The sequence below is a fragment of the Fulvivirga ligni genome (assembly GCF_021389935.1).
Taxonomy (GTDB): domain Bacteria; phylum Bacteroidota; class Bacteroidia; order Cytophagales; family Cyclobacteriaceae; genus Fulvivirga; species Fulvivirga ligni.
Map to the genome: position 1 here is coordinate 99,062 of NZ_CP089979.1, position 16,931 is coordinate 115,992.

The 16,931-nt window shown below is 38.7% G+C and carries 19 protein-coding genes, 1 tRNA gene and 1 riboswitch; of the genes, 7 read left to right on the plus strand and 13 right to left on the minus strand.

Annotated features, from left to right (window positions below; translation table 11 throughout):
- Positions 1-36 precede the first annotated feature (36 nt).
- Entirely contained in the window at positions 37-510 is a 474-nt protein-coding gene (locus LVD16_RS00475) for a hypothetical protein (RefSeq protein WP_233771622.1), read from the minus strand.
- Between the two features lie 269 nt (positions 511-779).
- On the opposite strand from LVD16_RS00475, the gene LVD16_RS00480 reads away from it, so the two are divergent.
- From LVD16_RS00480 to LVD16_RS00490, 3 genes are all read left to right on the plus strand, one after another.
- The gene (locus LVD16_RS00480) at positions 780-1,433 is read left to right on the plus strand and encodes a class I SAM-dependent methyltransferase (RefSeq protein WP_233771623.1); all 654 of its coding nucleotides are present in this window, start codon (positions 780-782) and stop codon (positions 1,431-1,433) included.
- Between the two features lie 77 nt (positions 1,434-1,510).
- Positions 1,511-2,269: a helix-turn-helix transcriptional regulator gene (locus LVD16_RS00485; RefSeq protein ID WP_233771624.1), complete on the plus strand. Its 759-nt coding sequence runs from the start codon at positions 1,511-1,513 to the stop codon at positions 2,267-2,269.
- A gap of 44 nt (positions 2,270-2,313) precedes the next feature.
- A complete protein-coding gene (locus LVD16_RS00490) occupies positions 2,314-2,787 on the plus strand; it encodes a YybH family protein (RefSeq protein ID WP_233771625.1) in 474 nt (157 codons plus the stop codon).
- A 38-nt stretch (positions 2,788-2,825) separates the two neighbouring features.
- On the opposite strand, the gene LVD16_RS00495 is transcribed toward LVD16_RS00490, so the two are convergent.
- The 3 genes from LVD16_RS00495 to LVD16_RS00505 all read right to left on the minus strand — a co-directional run bounded on the left by LVD16_RS00495 (position 2,826) and on the right by LVD16_RS00505 (position 4,617).
- Positions 2,826-3,107 carry a GIY-YIG nuclease family protein gene (locus LVD16_RS00495; RefSeq protein WP_233771626.1) on the minus strand — a complete coding sequence of 94 codons (282 nt, stop codon included), beginning with the start codon at positions 3,105-3,107 and terminating at the stop codon, positions 2,826-2,828.
- A gap of 100 nt (positions 3,108-3,207) precedes the next feature.
- Positions 3,208-3,281 (minus strand) — tRNA-Asn (locus LVD16_RS00500).
- Positions 3,282-3,378: 97 nt separating this feature from the next.
- Positions 3,379-4,617 (minus strand): Nramp family divalent metal transporter, encoded by a 1,239-nt coding sequence (locus LVD16_RS00505; RefSeq protein WP_233771627.1) that lies wholly within the window; start codon positions 4,615-4,617, stop codon positions 3,379-3,381.
- A gap of 208 nt (positions 4,618-4,825) precedes the next feature.
- Here LVD16_RS00505 and LVD16_RS00510 point away from each other — a divergent pair, with 208 nt between their 5' ends.
- A complete protein-coding gene (locus LVD16_RS00510) occupies positions 4,826-5,242 on the plus strand; it encodes an Hsp20/alpha crystallin family protein (RefSeq protein ID WP_233771628.1) in 417 nt (138 codons plus the stop codon).
- 77 nt (positions 5,243-5,319) lie between these two features.
- On the opposite strand, the gene LVD16_RS00515 is transcribed toward LVD16_RS00510, so the two are convergent.
- Together LVD16_RS00515 and LVD16_RS00520 are read right to left on the minus strand one after the other, a co-directional pair.
- Positions 5,320-6,207, minus strand: a complete 888-nt coding sequence (locus LVD16_RS00515; RefSeq protein ID WP_233771629.1) for a hypothetical protein — start codon at positions 6,205-6,207, stop codon at positions 5,320-5,322.
- 62 nt (positions 6,208-6,269) lie between these two features.
- On the minus strand, positions 6,270-7,547 hold the full coding sequence (locus LVD16_RS00520; RefSeq protein WP_233771630.1) for a CHASE2 domain-containing protein: 1,278 nt from the start codon (positions 7,545-7,547) through the stop codon (positions 6,270-6,272).
- Between the two features lie 112 nt (positions 7,548-7,659).
- On the opposite strand from LVD16_RS00520, the gene meaB reads away from it, so the two are divergent.
- The gene (gene meaB / locus LVD16_RS00525) at positions 7,660-8,637 is read left to right on the plus strand and encodes a methylmalonyl Co-A mutase-associated GTPase MeaB (protein ID WP_233771631.1); all 978 of its coding nucleotides are present in this window, start codon (positions 7,660-7,662) and stop codon (positions 8,635-8,637) included.
- Between the two features lie 46 nt (positions 8,638-8,683).
- Entirely contained in the window at positions 8,684-9,442 is a 759-nt protein-coding gene (locus LVD16_RS00530; RefSeq protein ID WP_233771632.1) for a sterol desaturase family protein, read from the plus strand.
- On the opposite strand, the gene LVD16_RS00535 is transcribed toward LVD16_RS00530, so the two are convergent.
- The 7 genes from LVD16_RS00535 to LVD16_RS00565 form a co-directional block, all read right to left on the minus strand.
- The gene (locus LVD16_RS00535) at positions 9,435-10,142 is read right to left on the minus strand and encodes a Dph6-related ATP pyrophosphatase (protein ID WP_233771633.1); all 708 of its coding nucleotides are present in this window, start codon (positions 10,140-10,142) and stop codon (positions 9,435-9,437) included. The two genes, LVD16_RS00530 and LVD16_RS00535, sit on opposite strands and share 8 nt — an antisense overlap.
- Before the next feature lie 128 nt (positions 10,143-10,270).
- Positions 10,271-10,660 carry a four helix bundle protein gene (locus LVD16_RS00540; protein WP_233771634.1) on the minus strand — a complete coding sequence of 130 codons (390 nt, stop codon included), beginning with the start codon at positions 10,658-10,660 and terminating at the stop codon, positions 10,271-10,273.
- Between the two features lie 246 nt (positions 10,661-10,906).
- Positions 10,907-11,053, minus strand: a complete 147-nt coding sequence (locus LVD16_RS00545) for a C1orf53 family protein (protein WP_233771635.1) — start codon at positions 11,051-11,053, stop codon at positions 10,907-10,909.
- Between the two features lie 9 nt (positions 11,054-11,062).
- Entirely contained in the window at positions 11,063-11,455 is a 393-nt protein-coding gene (locus LVD16_RS00550) for an acyl-CoA thioesterase (protein WP_233771636.1), read from the minus strand.
- Between the two features lie 4 nt (positions 11,456-11,459).
- On the minus strand, positions 11,460-12,374 hold the full coding sequence (locus LVD16_RS00555) for a BtuF-related (seleno)protein (RefSeq protein ID WP_233771637.1): 915 nt from the start codon (positions 12,372-12,374) through the stop codon (positions 11,460-11,462).
- A gap of 6 nt (positions 12,375-12,380) precedes the next feature.
- On the minus strand, positions 12,381-13,478 hold the full coding sequence (locus LVD16_RS00560; RefSeq protein WP_233771638.1) for a YncE family protein: 1,098 nt from the start codon (positions 13,476-13,478) through the stop codon (positions 12,381-12,383).
- 6 nt (positions 13,479-13,484) lie between these two features.
- The gene (locus LVD16_RS00565; RefSeq protein WP_233771639.1) at positions 13,485-15,347 is read right to left on the minus strand and encodes a TonB-dependent receptor; all 1,863 of its coding nucleotides are present in this window, start codon (positions 15,345-15,347) and stop codon (positions 13,485-13,487) included.
- Between the two features lie 129 nt (positions 15,348-15,476).
- Positions 15,477-15,686: riboswitch (cobalamin riboswitch) on the minus strand.
- 96 nt (positions 15,687-15,782) lie between these two features.
- On the opposite strand from LVD16_RS00565, the gene LVD16_RS00570 reads away from it, so the two are divergent.
- Entirely contained in the window at positions 15,783-16,931 is a 1,149-nt protein-coding gene (locus LVD16_RS00570) for an ABC transporter substrate-binding protein (protein ID WP_233771640.1), read from the plus strand.

Here is a 16,931-nt window from a genome sequence, read left to right on the forward strand (position 1 = left end):
AATCATGGGCTTTCACTATCCCCACATCACACTCTCTCAATTATAATATATCTGATTATCAGGCACCCTGAGTAATATATAGGCATGCTGATAATCATCCTGAAATTCCATTTTAGCACCGAGCCGTTTCATCAGCCTCTCCAGTATATAGCACTCAGCAAAATCATCTGAAATGCACTTGCCATTAGCACGCTTAAAGGAGCCTAACTTTTTCGAAGTCTTCTTAATAGTGCTTATAATCAGATTATCAGGCCTTTCCTTATCTACACTTAATTCCGAAACACTAGAGTCAGCCATGCTAATAGATCGATTGATCAATATTTGTTTCACAGTAAGCTCCAAAACATTCTCATTTACCTGCCAGTGCAAGTCAGGCTTTATGAGGTTATTAACCTTGATATCATAATATCTACTTGCCTTGAGTAGTTTTTTCACGTTTTCCACCGCGGCCTTAATATTCACAAGCCTCTCCATAATTACCACTTTCAATCGTAATCTATTCTTTGCCAACCAACCACTTCTGATTTAAAACACGCTTATTCCATATCCAAATTTTATACCTTGATATTCTATGATATGCAATCAATAATTTTCGGGGCTAAAAACGATTTAGTAGAATAGACATTTCGACTCATCATGTTCCGAGAAATAGAAAATTTCCATTATATGGACAAATACCTCCTCTTTTTGTAATTACAATACACCTGAAAATGTCGCGTTTTTACAATTCCCTCAAAAACACTATCGCCATCTTTGGAATAAATTAATCTCCTCAAACCATGGAAACTTTAAGTAAGAGCGAACTTCAAGAACTAGAAAAGCAACTGAGCTGTCCATCGGGCGATATGGGGCTGGAGGTTGGAAGGCGAATGCATGACTCAAATATTAATATGACTTTGAACACCTTATCTGAAATGCAGCTGGCTGCAGGAATGAAGATATTGGAGATAGGTCATGGAAATTCTCAACATGCACATATGGCACTCAAAGAAGCCAGCAACCTTCATTACTGCGGACTAGAAATCTCTGTTACCATGCATAATGAAGCAATTAAGATAAACAAGGAGTTAATTGGAAAGGGAAAGGCCAGCTTTCACCTTTACCAGGGAGACAAAATACCCTTTAAAACCAATAGTTTTGACAGAGTTTTCACCGTGAACACCATCTATTTCTGGAGAAACCCTACCGCTCTGCTACAAGAAATAGAAAGGGTACTAAAGCCTGGAGGGCAATGCCTTATCACCTATGCTCAGAAAGACTTTATGAAAAAGCTCCCTTTTGTCGGGCATCAGTTCTGGCTTTATGACAATGAAGAGGTGAGGAAATTGGTTGAGGGTACTGACATGAATATTTCCAAGATTATTAACATTACAGAAGATACTCCAGCTGGTGGAAATCGAAGGTACTCTATTGCCAAGCTCATAAAGTCATAACTCTTATCATCTTCTACAGTCGTTATTTCGTTAATAAGAGACTAGATCAGCATTAAAATTTTAATCTTTTTGAAATTATGACGGATGCTTTTGCTAAAAAATATTTTGACGATATCTTAATCATTGAAAACAATAGCAATGATTCCTTCACTCAGATAGTTTATCCCGAGAATCGCGTAATTCTTGGCTGCATCATCAAAAACGACATCTCCGAGATTATAAATGATCAGTTACTTCAACTACCCACTTTCACAATTGATGGCCAGTTAACACATCACAAAAAATATTTAGTTTCACCTGGAAATAAAATTTTACTCGTAAAATTTAAGCCATATACCGCTTCTTTATTTTTCCCTAACCTTCATGAGACCGTCAACCTAACGGTTTCATTGTTAGAATTCATTTCTACTTCCAGGTATAATAGATTGGAAGATGCATTTATGAATAACAGCAATCACACCAGTGTCATTGTTGATTTTTTACAACGACATTTAAAATCTGGTCAGGCAGATGAATCCATAATTCAGGCCATCAAGCTTGCAGCGTATACCAAAGGACAAATGAATGTGAATGAATTAGCTCGCTGCATTGCCCTTAGTAAAAGAAGCTTCCAGAGAAGGTTCAAAGCTAGTACTGGAATCACAGCGAAGATATTTTTAAGAAATATTAGGTTTCAACACTCCGTAAACCTTCTTCAAACTCAGCAAAACCTAAGTGACATAACACATTTCAGCGGTTACTACGATCAACCTCACTTTATCCGTGAATTCAAAAGTATTACAGGAATCACACCAAGAAAATATAAATCCGAATTTGTCACTTCTGTACAATTATAACTTTAACCCTGTCTGTAATTTAAGGACAACAAAATTCAAGAGTTATGAAAAAACTGATCCTTATAATACTGATGATCTTACAAATCACCAGTTGCACTGACATTACCTCAAACAACGAGAAAGAAGATCCAACACTTCAAGAAGCAAGGCTGGAGATAAAAAACAGTAATACACTTTATTGGCAAGCATTCTCAAAAGGGGATCCAAATCTATTCATTAATCGCTATGCCTCTGATGCATGTATTATGGCACCGAATGCAGCTTCCATGTGCGGCAAAGATGCTGCTAAACTCTTTTTTCAGATTGCATATGACTCAATGGCTGTTCGAGATGGAAAATTCACTACCACCGAGCTCTATGGTATGGGTAATTATGTTGCCGAAAATGGACTTTTCGAATTAAGAGACGCAAATGATGGGATTATTGACAATGGCAAATACCTTGTTCTATGGAAAAAAACAGATCAAGGATGGAAAATGTACCGGGATAGTTTCAGCAGTAATAATCCGATATATTAATCCCCATGCTTCCCCGCCACTTCACCTAAAGAATAACTTTAGCTATATCTTTCAAATAACTTCTCTTGCATTTCAGGGTATCGCACCAAATTGGATATATATTTAATAGATTTCATCTTCTTAATATGTTTTTCAATTTGGAGTGCCTGAGATTTACTCATGCCTTCCATCTTAAAATACAGCTCCCAAGGTCTTCCTCGTTTAGTCCAATTATTATTAATTAAGGAATTATGGTAATCCAGACGCAAAGATACATCAGATGAATATCCGATATAAAACTTATCTATAGATGCGGAGTATAAAATGTAAACGCTATACATAACGTGAAATGCAAATCTTCACATTAAGTTAGTAAGAAAATAGAAAGCCGTAAAACAAAAAAGCCTGATTCCGATAGCTATCGAAATCAGGCTTTTTTTGCTCCCCCTCTTGGGCTCGAACCAAGGACCTACTGATTAACAGTCAGCCGCTCTAACCAACTGAGCTAAGGGGGAGTGATGTGTTTCCCTCAAATGGGAGTGCAATTCTACGTCTTCGTTTTTTAATTTGCAACAATTATTTTCAAAAAATTTTAAAAATTTTTTTTTGTTGTTACAAGAGGATATAGAAATACACTAGCGAGAACAAAATTAAGAATATAAGACCTAAAATACCTAATATTTTCAGCCATTGTGGTGGTCTAAATTGCTCATCCACTTCAGATGAAAAGATGGCCTTGTAATTAAGAAATGCAGCAAATGGCGCAATGATGAATGATACAATGGTTGCCATATCCACCAGACTCTTTAAATCATTCAAAAAACGAGATATAATTAAATAAGAACCCACCGCCAGCAGGATGATCCATACATAATAGCTTACCCTTCTTTTTCCTTCAAACAGCAATAAAACGATGCGATCCATAGTTCTCCCATAACCATCTAGCACAGTGATAGAAGTACTGAACATTGTGCTAAAAGCAGCACTAGCTATAATGATATAACTCCAATCGCCGATGGATTCTGTATAAAGACCGATTAACTGCCCCGCAAACAAAGAAGCACTATTAGAAAACTCTATCCCTGATCCATACATTACCAAAGCACCTAGTGATAAAAAGATCACAGCTAGTACGGCGGTAATAATATAGCCTAAATTAAAATCCAGCAATGTTTCCTTTTTGGTAGGCCTATAACCGGTTTGCTCTACTCTTGCCTCTGCCCACAGGCCCGTCCACACAGACATATCTACGGCAGTAGGCATCCACCCCATCAGCGCTATCAGGAAAACTATTCCTCCGGTAGACATCACCTCCATAGGTACAAAACCATTGACAGGCTCACTTCTTCCATTGAGCAATGCGGCTACCACGGCAGTAATGGTAGAAATTAAAAGCACTATGCTTACCACCTTCAACAATCCATCCATGGCGCTGTATTTTCCACTGGCTAATATCAGCACACTAACAGCGAATATTATAGCAGCCCAAATATCTGCGGAAAGATCTATTCCGAGTAAATTACCTAGTAAGCCGGCAGCCACAAAAGTTACTGCTGCACTCACGATGAACATGGTGGCCAGTGTCATAAAAGCATAGATCCATAGAATCCATTTACCCTGTTTATAATAGCCATCTAATATACTCTTGCCAGTGGCGCTGGTATAGCGAGATGAAAATTCAAAGAAGGGGTATTTAAATAGGTTGGCAGCTAATACCGCTATTAAGAGGGTAAAACCATAATCTGCACCTGCTCTGGTAGATTGAACTAAGTGAGAAACACCGATACACATACCAGCAAACACAATCCCAGGACCTAATGTCTTGAGAAAGTTCTTAAGCTTATAATTCATGAGAGTAGCTAAAATTAAAAGCTGAATATAGAAATTATAATTTTGACATCAAATAAGACATTATGTCATTATTTATTTTGCGTAATTACGATAAATCAGACTTTATGTCATTAAATATCGTGAAACTTCTTAGAAAATTGGCTTGGTACAGTTTTCACTATAGATGAATTAAACATTAAAAATTTAGAAACTAAAAATATTAAATATCATGACATTAGTAAGATACAACCCGCTTAACGATTTCGTTTCAGGAACATTTGGTGATGTTATCGAAAATTTCATCAAAGAAGGAAATAGAGGAAAATCATTTACACCTGCTATTGATGTATTCAAAACTGAAAACAACATTGAGCTACACGTTTATGCTCCAGGGGTTGACAAAAACAATTTTAATATTGATCTGAACGATGAGATTTTAACCATCTCTGGTGCCAGAACTATCAGTGATGACTTAAAGAAGAATGCTACTCAAATAGAGTCACACTACGGTGAATTCAAGAGATCATTCAAATTATCAGGTGAGATTAACACTGAGAAGATTGAAGCAAAATATGAAAATGGTGTATTGATTTTAAACTTACCACTTACACCTAAGAAAGAAGCAAAAGTGATTAAGGTTAGTTAATAGAGTTGTTGAGATGTTGAGTAAAAGAAAAGGCAGCCTAAGGGCTGCCTTTCTTCATTTCAAATATGATTGATAAACTAGTTTGCTAAATCATTTCTTACCGCGAAATCCAGATAAGCAATTTTATAGGTCTCCACATCAGGAGCTAACTCAATGGCATTTTCATAGCTCGATACCGCATCAAGTATAAGTCCATTTTCCTCATAAAAGCCAGCCAAAATAAATTGGTTCAATGCACTTTTCTCATCTATCTGACTTTTGAGATCATTTAAAGAGGTCTCCACTTTCTCAAGATCATCTCCCTTTAAACGTTTGATAGCAAATACAGACGACTCCCTGGAACCATCTTTAGTTGAAACGTAAACAAGAATCACATTTTGATTCTTCAACTTTTCACCATTTAAATCTAAGTCAACCTTAGTATCACTTGTAGTAAATGTTTGAAGAACATCATCAAACATGTTAGTAAGTGTAACTACATACTGAGCAGAGTTATTTAAAGAGTCCCATCTAATCAAGACTGAATTGTTATACACATATCCAGTGCTAGGTAGATACACTTTTATATTGGATATTTCTCGAGTTACTGATCCAGTGCTCTTTAATCTGTTTTTTTGACTTTCCGCCGTCATTTTACTGAGCACAAAATCTGCATACTTACTGGCAACGCTCGATGAGCTCTTTCCAACTTTCTCCTCAAGCTCCTTCACTTTATAAGTGCCTGCGGTTTTTAACTCTAAGGTTTTACCAGTACTGTGTACCAAACCTAGATACGAGTCTTTAGCTAGTGTTACTTCATCAGCCGAATGCAAAGACGCCCCTGTTTTAACGGACATCCATTCAGAACCACTTTTAAATTTATTATCTCCTTTATTCGCTAATACCTTAAAAGTATAATTCTGTCCATGAGCCAACCCTACTATAAATAGCAGTAGAACCAGGTTTAAAAGACTAAATTTCTTCATGGAAGTTATATTTAAATATTTTGTTATTTTGTCAAACAATATTACATTGCAAGGTTACACATCTATACAGCTTTACGCTTTATGGTAAACAGCTGTCTTCTCTTTTCTTTATTAAAGATATTCTTCACCACACCATAGTAAATTTCCAGTGCATCTCCCGCTAAAGCAATGGCTGCCAATGATATAACAAGATTCAATTTGAAACTGTAATGGCTAAATAATAGCACTATTAAGAATAAAATAAGACCGATTTCAACCAACTGAACCGTTTTAGTTATCCCATCATACCAATCTGGCAAACGATGATATATAAAGGAAAATAGTGACACATTAAGAAAGCAGATAAAGACAGCCACTAAGATGCCAAACCCCTCTTTATCATTAACATCATTCACATAATCTTCATTCAGAATCATTGAAATGATATTAGCATGCACCACTACGCCGTACATATCAGGATTGGCCTTCCCTGCATACTTCTTATTTAGAGGCGTGAAGAATTTATCATCCCATGATGTATCATCAAAATCTCTCCCCATATATCCGAATAGAACGATCTTATCCTTGATCATCCCTGGAGTAAAATTTTCAGTTATAACATCGTTTACATCCAAAGCATAAAATCTGTTAGGGTAATCGGTACGACCATAAAGATCAACAACGTTACCCCGATAGTTAATTACCTCACTAGAATTTTTCCTTTCTAATATTTTATTAGCTTTTTCCGCATCATACAATTGGGCTACTTTCACCGCAAAAGCTACATTTTCTTCCTTTCCTACTTTTCGCATGGGTGGGAATGATCTACAAGTTTTAAAATCCTCCTGAGAATCTGCGTCTGTAAACAAATTTGCGAAACCGTTATGTGCATTCTGACTAAAAATTGGGTGTGATACATGAAGAGAATCGAACAAATCATCACCTTTATTTTTATTAGCGAAGTCAGGTGTTTGAAGTAATTCAGACACTAATACCAAGCTATCTACATCACTAAGCACAGTACTCAAAAACATGTCGCCGAGAGTGTCTTGCTTTAACCCATCAAATAAAATATCAATACCGATGACTTTAGGGTCATACTGATTGATAATGGCAACCTCTTGAGCCAATTCTGCTCTGCTGAGATAGCCAATATTTATCACCACAATATTAGTGTCAGGCACAGGATCCTCCCTCAGGTTTGAGAAAGCCACATCAGTAATATCCATATCTTCCAAAGCATCTCCTACAGGATCAAAAGCATCGAAAATTTTAAACTGAGACACATTGAATATGATCCACATGATGGAAAACACGAAAACTGTGGCAAGGACTGAGTCGATCCAGAAACGCTTTTTCATTTAAGCTGAATGGCTGTTAAAACAAAAATTGATTACATGTAAGGAGAGTAAAAATATAAAAATAAAGCAGTTTTAGATAATATAATTTAATTTAATGAGCTGATTTAAGCTTATGCGATTGAAACGAAAACGACTGGAAATCAATGAATATGCTGATGGAATATTGTCTGGCGACAAAATTATTCTGAGCCGGGCTATTACATTGATTGAAAGCAACTTAGATACAGACATTGAATTATCGGAAAAAGTACTTGAACTTATTCTACCACATACTGGAAACTCCAAAAGGATAGGCATAACAGGTGTTCCTGGTGTAGGGAAAAGCACTTTCATAGAAGCCTTGGGCATTTTACTAGCTGATCAGGGCAAGCAGCTGGCCGTACTTGCCGTCGACCCCAGCAGTCAGCGCACTGGGGGCAGCATACTGGGAGATAAGACTCGAATGGAGCAACTATCGCATCATCCCAATGCCTACATCAGGCCTTCCGCCACTGGAAATTCATTAGGTGGTGTAGCCAACAAAACCCGGGAAACCATGCTTTTGTGTGAGGCCGCGGGGTTTAATCATATTCTTATTGAGACAGTGGGTGTTGGCCAATCTGAGATAGCGGTAAAGGGAATGGTAGACTTCTTCCTCCTACTTATGCTTGCCGGCGCAGGTGATGAACTCCAAGGCATAAAAAAGGGCATTATGGAAATGGCTGATGCTATTGCAATCACAAAAGCGGACCATGATAACATACAGGCTTCAAAAAGAGCAAAGGCAGAATATCAAAATGCTTTGCATTTATTTCCGCTGGCAGACTCTGGCTGGCAACCTAAGGTGCTAACGTGCTCATCAGTAGCCAAAACAGGACTTGATGATATACTTCATTTAATAGAGACGTATTACGATCACATGGAAGGCAAGCTAGATAAACTGAGAACTCAACAAAATATCAGTTGGATGCATGAAAGCATTGGTTTTATGCTAAAGCAAAACTTTTATGGTAATAGTGAAGTAAAAACAGACTTACCTGAAATAGAGCAACAAGTGGGAGCCGGAATGATCACGCCGCAGGCAGCTGCCAGAAAACTATTAAACCTTTAGGAACGAATTTCATCTAAGCGTCATTAGTTATTAAAATCTGAGATACATGACTATTCCATGGACACAAGTAGCTTCTGTAATGCTGTTAAGATACCTTTTAGCAGCTGGAATTTCCTTTATCATATGGTATGTTCTTAGAAAATCAGCCTGGTCGTATAAAAAAATACAGTTGAAATTCCCGACTGGCAAAGACTACTTGAGAGAGGTAGGATATTCACTTCTTACCATAGTCATTTTTACCCTAGTCGCGATCATACTTTTCAGTCCCTTTGTAAAACCTTATACTTTAGTTTACTCAGAGATAAGCACATACGGCTATGGTTATTTAGTCCTCAGCATTTTCATGCTAATACTTTTGCATGACACCTATTTTTATTGGACTCATCGCCTTATGCACCACAAAAGATTATACAGACTATCTCATTTAATTCATCACAAATCTACTAACCCAAGTCCATGGGCGGCCTTTGCTTTTCACCCTATTGAGGCTTTGTTTGAGGTAGGCATTATTGTGCTGGCTGTCTTTCTTTTTCCACTCCATCGCCTGGCAATAGCTGCCTTTTTAATCTTCATGATTATCTACAATGTGTATGGACACCTCGGTTATGAGCTTTATCCAAAAAGGTTTTACAAGCACTGGTTAGGCGAATGGCTGAACACCTCCACCAATCATAACATGCATCATGAATTTGTAAAAGGAAATTATGGGCTATATTTCACCTTCTGGGATAGAATAATGGGGACAACCCACAAAAAATATGAAGCCAGATATGATGAAGTGAAAGGTAGGTCACGCCCTAGCTAAGATCTGCAAAGTAAAAAGTTGACTTTTGGTCTGTCAATGAACCGTCGTCATTTTTCACCTTAAACTCATATGATTTCTCAACGATCTCCCCAACTTGGTGCGCCACCGGATTTTTGAAAATAGGACCGTCATATACAAAAGAATGAAATTCTCCATTTTCACCACAGATATCAATGCCTTCAGGAGCTGATCTTATCCACTGATCATCAATAGTTTGGCCGACTTGTGACTTATCAAAATGTTTTTTATCCGCTGCGCAAATCCTGGTTTTATATCCTTTCTCTAAAAATTCAGCTAACAACTCCTCAGACGGCTCCTTCCATATGGGATAAACCCCGTGCATCTCTGCGCTCGCTAGCTTAGTATCACGAAAGGCCTTTAAGTATTCCAGGAAAATATCACCGTACATAATTAACTCCACTCCTTCGCTTTTGAGGCCTTGAATGTAATCAGAGATCAGTTGATTATAAGTATCATGACTATCATCTTTTCTTAAGTACAATTTATGCAAGGGAATACCCAAAGATTCGGCTTGCCTCTCAATAAGATGTTCAGGCACACCATGCAAACCAACACGCTTAAGATCAGCATCAATTACCGTATGTAGATGATGAATACTATATTTTTCACTTCTCACAATACGATCTAGTGCTAACATTGAATCTTTTCCGCCGCTCCAGGAGATGGATATTTTTTTCATTGATTTTGTTATTGGTTATTGGTTATTGGGTTATTGAGTTATTTGGTTATTTGGTTATTGGGTTATTGGTTATTGGTTATTGCTTATTGAGTTATTGGTTATTTGGTTATTGGTTATTAGTTATTGGGTTATTGCTTTGAGGCTTTTTTAGCTCGATTGAGGTAAGAGATATAGCCATTAAGTATTTTCAGGCAATTATTAAAGTCATTCTTGTATGCTACTAATTGATCGTTGTTAATGTACCCTTCGTCGTAAGCACAGATTACATGATCCAAGGTTTCAAATAAAGAACCTCTTGCCTGTCTACAGAATTGAATGTTCTCTTGAAAGTGAAATCTCCCAAAGCCTTCTGCAATGTTATTTGTGACTGACCGACTGGATCTCACTATTTGATCAACTAATTTATATTTTTCATCAAGCGGAAAAGATTTTGCCAGATGAATGATTTTGATCTTGAATTCCCTACAAATCTGCCAGGCCTGTAAATCTGTGAAACTCTTCAGATTAGATGACATCATAGTATTCACTTAAAATAATATTTAACTGAAATTAACCCTGCCTCCCAAAAATAAAAAGCTCTACTTCACCCAAAAACTACATCAACAATCAATAACCCAACAACCAACCCAGAATTAATAAAATCAACAAAAAGAAAGAGCACCAATCAAGCAAAAGCCCACCCCAATAACCAACAACTTACCTTCAAACAACCCCAGCAACACTCAGACGCACTAACAATAGAGAAGAACTCACAGACCAGCCAATCACTTTCTCTTCCTAAAACCATAAGGACAATGTCGGCAGCCATTTTTGCAGCAGTAGCCGCGTTTGAGATGGTAGGCTTCGGTAAAAACGTAGAGGCCGTTTTCTATGTAAAATAAGGGTTCGTCTTCGTTTGCTTTTTTAGCCATAAGCCAAAGTTATAATACGCTCACCGGATTCTTATCTTCATCGATGGCCACAAATGAAAATTCACCTCTAATGGCTCGCTCTCTTTCTTCTGAATACATCTGCTCAATGAATATTTCGACCTTCACTTTCAAACTAGTATTTCCCACCTTAGTGACTTTCCCCATCAGCTCCACCAAGGTTCCGGCAGGAATAGGCTGTTTGAAATCTACTCTTTCTGATGATACTGTAACCACTCTTTTGCGTGAAAACCTGGTAGCTGTAATAAAGGCCACCTCGTCCATTAGCTGCAAGGCGGTGCCTCCGAAAAGTGTGTCGTAGTGATTTACGGTATTAGGAAAAACTGCTTTGAATAATGAGGTTTTTGAGGCCTCTATTCGCTGCTCTATTTCTGGTGAATGCATAGTTTTAAAATTTAATATATCCTGTTCCGCGATGCTGAGCAGGGAATAAGTTAGGATGGAAAATTTCGCTCAAAATTTCTGCTGAGTCAGCCACTCGTGGGCCAGGTCTGTTGAAGAAATGATTACCATCTGCCACATACACCTGATTATTCTTTACCGCTTTCAGCCGTTTCCAGCCTGGCTTTTTGGTGAGCAAGTGCATCTCATTCATGGAGCGATCTATTCCAAAACCGCAGGGCATTACCACTATAATATCTGGATCAGCATCTGGGATTACGGACCAATCAAAGTAATGTGAATGCTCACCGGTTTCGGCTAGCAAACTTTCTCCACCGGCCAGCTCAACTAATTCAGGAATCCAGTTGCCTCCCAGCATTATGGGTGAGAGCCATTCTACCATAGCCACCAAAGGCCGGTTTTGAGTGGCAGCGACTCTTAATCTTATGCTATCAAGTCGGTATTTTATCTCATTCACCACCTGCTCAGCTTTTTCGGATACACCAAGCGCCGCACCTACTTTGATAATATCGCCATAGATATCTGCTAGCACATTGGGCTCCAGACTGATGAGCTGAGGGTTAGATGAAGTGAGCTTACAGATGGCGTTTTCCACATCTTGTAAGCTCACTGCGCATATATCGCATAATGACTGGGTGATAACAAAATCTGGATTGAGCTCCTGCAAGAGCTCTTCGTTGATTTTGTAAACTGACAGTCCATCTTTAAGCAAATCAATCACACTATTGTCTATCTCTTCGCTGGATCGGTTAGTATCAAACTTGGGAGCTGTGAGAATAGGTAAGCTATTCACCCCCAGAGGGTAATCACATTCATGTGAGCGCCCTACCAGCTGATCGCCTAATCCTAAAGAAGTGACTATTTCCGTACTACTAGGAAGAAGAGAAACAATACGATTCATTTGATTTTAGTTATTTCTAAACACAAAACTGTTTGGTCCTATGCCCACTGACTCTGAACCGGTTTCTACACCAGAAGTATTGTAGAAATACATAGTACCCGCAGAACTAAAGTTTGGAGCTTCACCACCTATGATCTCTTTAGATACAGGGTCGAAACCTAAACCATAAAAAGATTTACTTACTAAAGCTGATGCTGGCAACTCTGTAGCAGAAGTAGATAATTTATACACTCCGCCTGCATGAGAATAATATAACTCATCACCGGCTTCATTAATGGTAAGTCGATTGATGTCACCTGTACCTTCGGTAGCTTCCCAAATAAAATCAACTTCATCATCTTCACCTATTCTAGCAATATATCCGGGTGTCTGTCTGATTATTTCCGTGTAGTCAGCATTATAAATAGTTATACCGTTTCCAGCAACCCATATGTTACCATCGGCATCAAGCTGAAGGCTTTCAGGATTTCCTTTTACCTCTATTTTCTTTAAAAGCTCATCCGTGTTCACATCAATTACAGCAATAGTGCTATCTCTGCTATAGCCTCCTTGATTAGCCACATACACTTTATCACCTCTTTTAATGAGCTTATTGGCACCATTTCCAGTACTGATGGTTTTAGTGATTTCATAAGTATTTAAATCTAAAACCTTTACGGTACCATTTACACCTGTAGATCCCCAATCTGTGATATAGGCCTTATTTTCATTTACCCCTAAAACATAACGTGGCGACTCCAAGCCATCATCCCCATCAATGGTAGTCACTGAGGTGAACTTATAAGCGTGAATCACTTCGATTTTTACTGAGTTTTGAACCACTATAAAACCAAGAGAATCAATAAGCGACATAGACTGTGCCTGATCTCCAAGCGGACGCCCTGCATAAGTCTGGAATATATCATTGTAAACTTCTGAAGAATCACGGTTATAGTATGAAAGACTGGCATCTCCATTGCCCCAGCCGCCTTCATTCACTATAAAAAATCCATTCTCCCCAATAGGAAAATTATGTACAACCTCAGGCTCAGGGTCATCATCAGAACAAGATGTCATTAAAAGCGCCCCGATAAGAATGGCCAAAAAGTAAATGTTTGTCTTCATAGATATTTAATTAATTTGATATTGAATACTTAGTTGATAATACCTGCCGGGCATGGGCCTGGCATTTCTTATTTCATACTGCTTGTTAAAAGCATTTTTCACAGATGCCTGAAAGTTTATCTTTTGCTTACCAAAAGCTTTACCGTAGCCCAGTGAAATGTCACTGATCAGAAATGATGGTATGGTTTTCTTGTTATCGCCGGTAACAAATTGCTCACCGGTATAACTGAGTAAATAGAGGAGAGAAACACCGTTATAATTACTAAAAACAGAAAATACTCCCTGATTCTTAGGAGTGTAAATGGCCTGTTTGTGAAGCTCCTGTTCCTCAGCATTTTCACCCACTTTTTCCTTAGTAGCTTTGGTGTAGGAATACTTCAGGCTGGCCCCAAGCTCCCAATTCGGCTTTAGCTGTAAACTGTAAGACAAGTTGCCTTCCACCCCGCGAGATTGTAACTGCTCCACATTTTGAGGAGACCATCCATTTGCAAAAGGCACCCATTGAATCCAGTTATCGATAATATTATAAAATCCAGTTATCTCAGTTTTAAAACCACTCTTCTCCATCACGAGTCCCTGCTCAAAACTCCAACCTTCTTCAGGCATCAAATCCATATTTCCTGAACTGCCTCCACCCTTCCAGTACAAGTCGTTAAAAGTGGGAATACGATAGCTTCTGGCTACTTTTGTTTTGGTGTAAATATGGTTAGAAGCGAAATATTGAACTCCCAGAGAAGGTAAGAACGGCGCAAAATAATCATCTACATAAAGTTGTCTGGCTGAAACATTTACTTCCATCTTATTGAATAACAACCATTTAGAGCCGAGAAAGGCCGAGATTCTATGCCTGTCAGAAATATTATCTCCGTAATTCTGTGTTTCAGCATGGTCAAAAGTATAATTAAGACCTACCTGAAATTCATGATTATCACTGATTTTGCTCACTTTGTGAATTTCGTTAATCCACGTGCTGGACTGGCTGATCGAAGGCTCTGCTACCTGATCGGTGTAAGTGAGCTCATGGCTCACCAGGCCAGAACGAGCCTCGAGCACTCCATGCTCAGAATTACGTTGCCAATGGATTACCGCTCTATGAAATTCATCTTGCTGATTTTCAACGGCTTCTCCACCCGCAGAAGCTGGCCTAGGTAGGTTAACATTGTTAAACTGATACCAATATTTTGCGGAAATCCTTTGATTATCCTTGATCTGATAACGCCACTCCGCCAATACACCATGCTGATCAATTTCTGAATTCTCCTGTGTTTCTTCTTTATTGGAAAAGCGATTAAAATATTGAAAATCATTATCCGAGTGATGCAAAAAGCCCTTTACACTTACCTCGCTTTTCCCTGATCCGTAGGAGACGTTCAACCCAGTATAACTTTTACCAAAGCTTCCTGTCTGCTGAAATAACCCGGCACCAAAACCATGAGAAATATTGGAGTTGCTACTCATATGGATGGCGCCACCCAGCGCTCCAGACCCCATGGTGGTGCCTGCAGCTCCGTACTGAATAGATAGATTACTGATAAACGAAACGGGAACAAGGGTAAGATCTAAAGATCCGTTCATAGGGCTTTGTAAATTTAAGCCCTCCCAAATAACTGCGGTATGGCTACTTCCTGTTCCTCGCAATGACGGTGTAGAAAGGCCGCTAATTCCGTAAGAGCGAACATTTACCCCGCCTGTTTTCATAAGCAATTCGGCAGCACTACCACCTTGCAGACCATTGATATATTCCGGGCTTACAGCATCTATTTTCTCACCCGTCTGGAAATCTTCAATTCTTTTATCCTGTATTTCAATACCATGGAGCTGCTTTACCGCCAGGCTATCCTGGGCATAGAGCAAACTCATGCTTGTCATAAAAAAAAGGATACAACTAAAGAGTGTCTTCATAAACCATTATTCATGAAGCTTTTTAAATACGGAACAGGAAGGTGCACCAGAAAATGTAATGGGTCATCTGCCTGAAGCCATAACTCCCGAAAGCTTCTTAGTAAAAGAATGATGGCAGGTCTCCTGGCTTGCTCTTCATCATCGGCCTTCCCATCTATTTCTAGACAGTGGCTCTTGAATTGAATGATGAATTCTACGAGCTTACAGTTGCGGGGACAGCTCCGGATTTTTCTCAGAATCACCGGATTCCCTTTTAATTGCTACACCTTCAGAAAGAGGTAACAAACCACAATTCACTGCAAAGGTAGCTAAAGATTTATTTAAACCAACATACTGCTAACAGTTGCACATTAAATTCATAAAAATGTATGTTTGCCATGATCAACCCATGCTTATTTAACTATGAATCGCTTTATTGCCCTATTTCTGACACTCTGCTTTGCCCTTGTTTCTTGCGAGCAGAAACCTCAAAACAACAGCTCTGAAAACCTTGAAATAGCAGAAAAACAGGAAATATTGATAGAAGATGCAGTCAATTTTTCTATGTGGAAACAAGGCAATAATACCTACATTGAAGTACCCCAATCATACAAAGGTGCACCAACCTCCACCAAATATTTATTGGTGCCGAAAACAGATACTGTTCCAGATCATGATGAAGATATCATTATCATAAGAACTCCGGTAGAAAGAATGGTTTGCACGGCTACGGTTCACCTGCCAGCTATTGAAATGCTGAATGAGATAGACGCATTAGTAGGTTTTCCCAGCACAAAATTCATATCCTCTGAAAAGATTAACCAACGGGTAAAGTCAGGCAACATTCAGGAGCTGGGAATGGATAGCAAGCTGAACATGGAAACTTTAACTTCGCTGGAGCCGGAAGCTGTTTTTGGTTATACGTTGAATGGTAATTCTCAAGATTTGGAGCAGGTAAACAGGCTAGGAATACCTGTAATTTTGCAAGCGGCTTATTTAGAAAAAACGCCTCTGGGCCGCGCTGAATGGGTAAAATTTATTGGGGCATTTTTCAACAAACAAGAGCTAGCTGAGCAAAAATATAAAGAGATTAAATCAGCCTATTTAGCCGTAAAAGAAAAGGTAAAAACCACAGAAAATAAACCGACAGCCTTTACAGGTGTTGTTTATAACGATGTATGGTATGTACCTGGTGGTGAAAGCTGGCCAGCAAAACTTCTAGACGAGGCCGGAGTCAACTACTTATGGGCTAATGACAGCAGCTCAGGCAGCATGTCTATGGCCTTTGAAGCGGTTTATGACAAGGCCGCAGAAGCAGATAAGTGGATTGGAGCAGCTCAGTATAAAAGCCTTCAAGAGCTTTTACAGTCCAACGAAAGATATGCTCAGTTTAAGGCCTTCAAGGAAGGTGAAGTATATGCCTATATCAAACGCATTAACGAAAACGGCGGCAATGATTACTTTGAGGCTGGAACAGCAAGACCAGACCTGATCCTCAGCGACTTAGTAAAAATTGCTCATCCTGAGTTATTGCCAGATTACGAAATGTATTTCTACGAAAAATTGAAATAA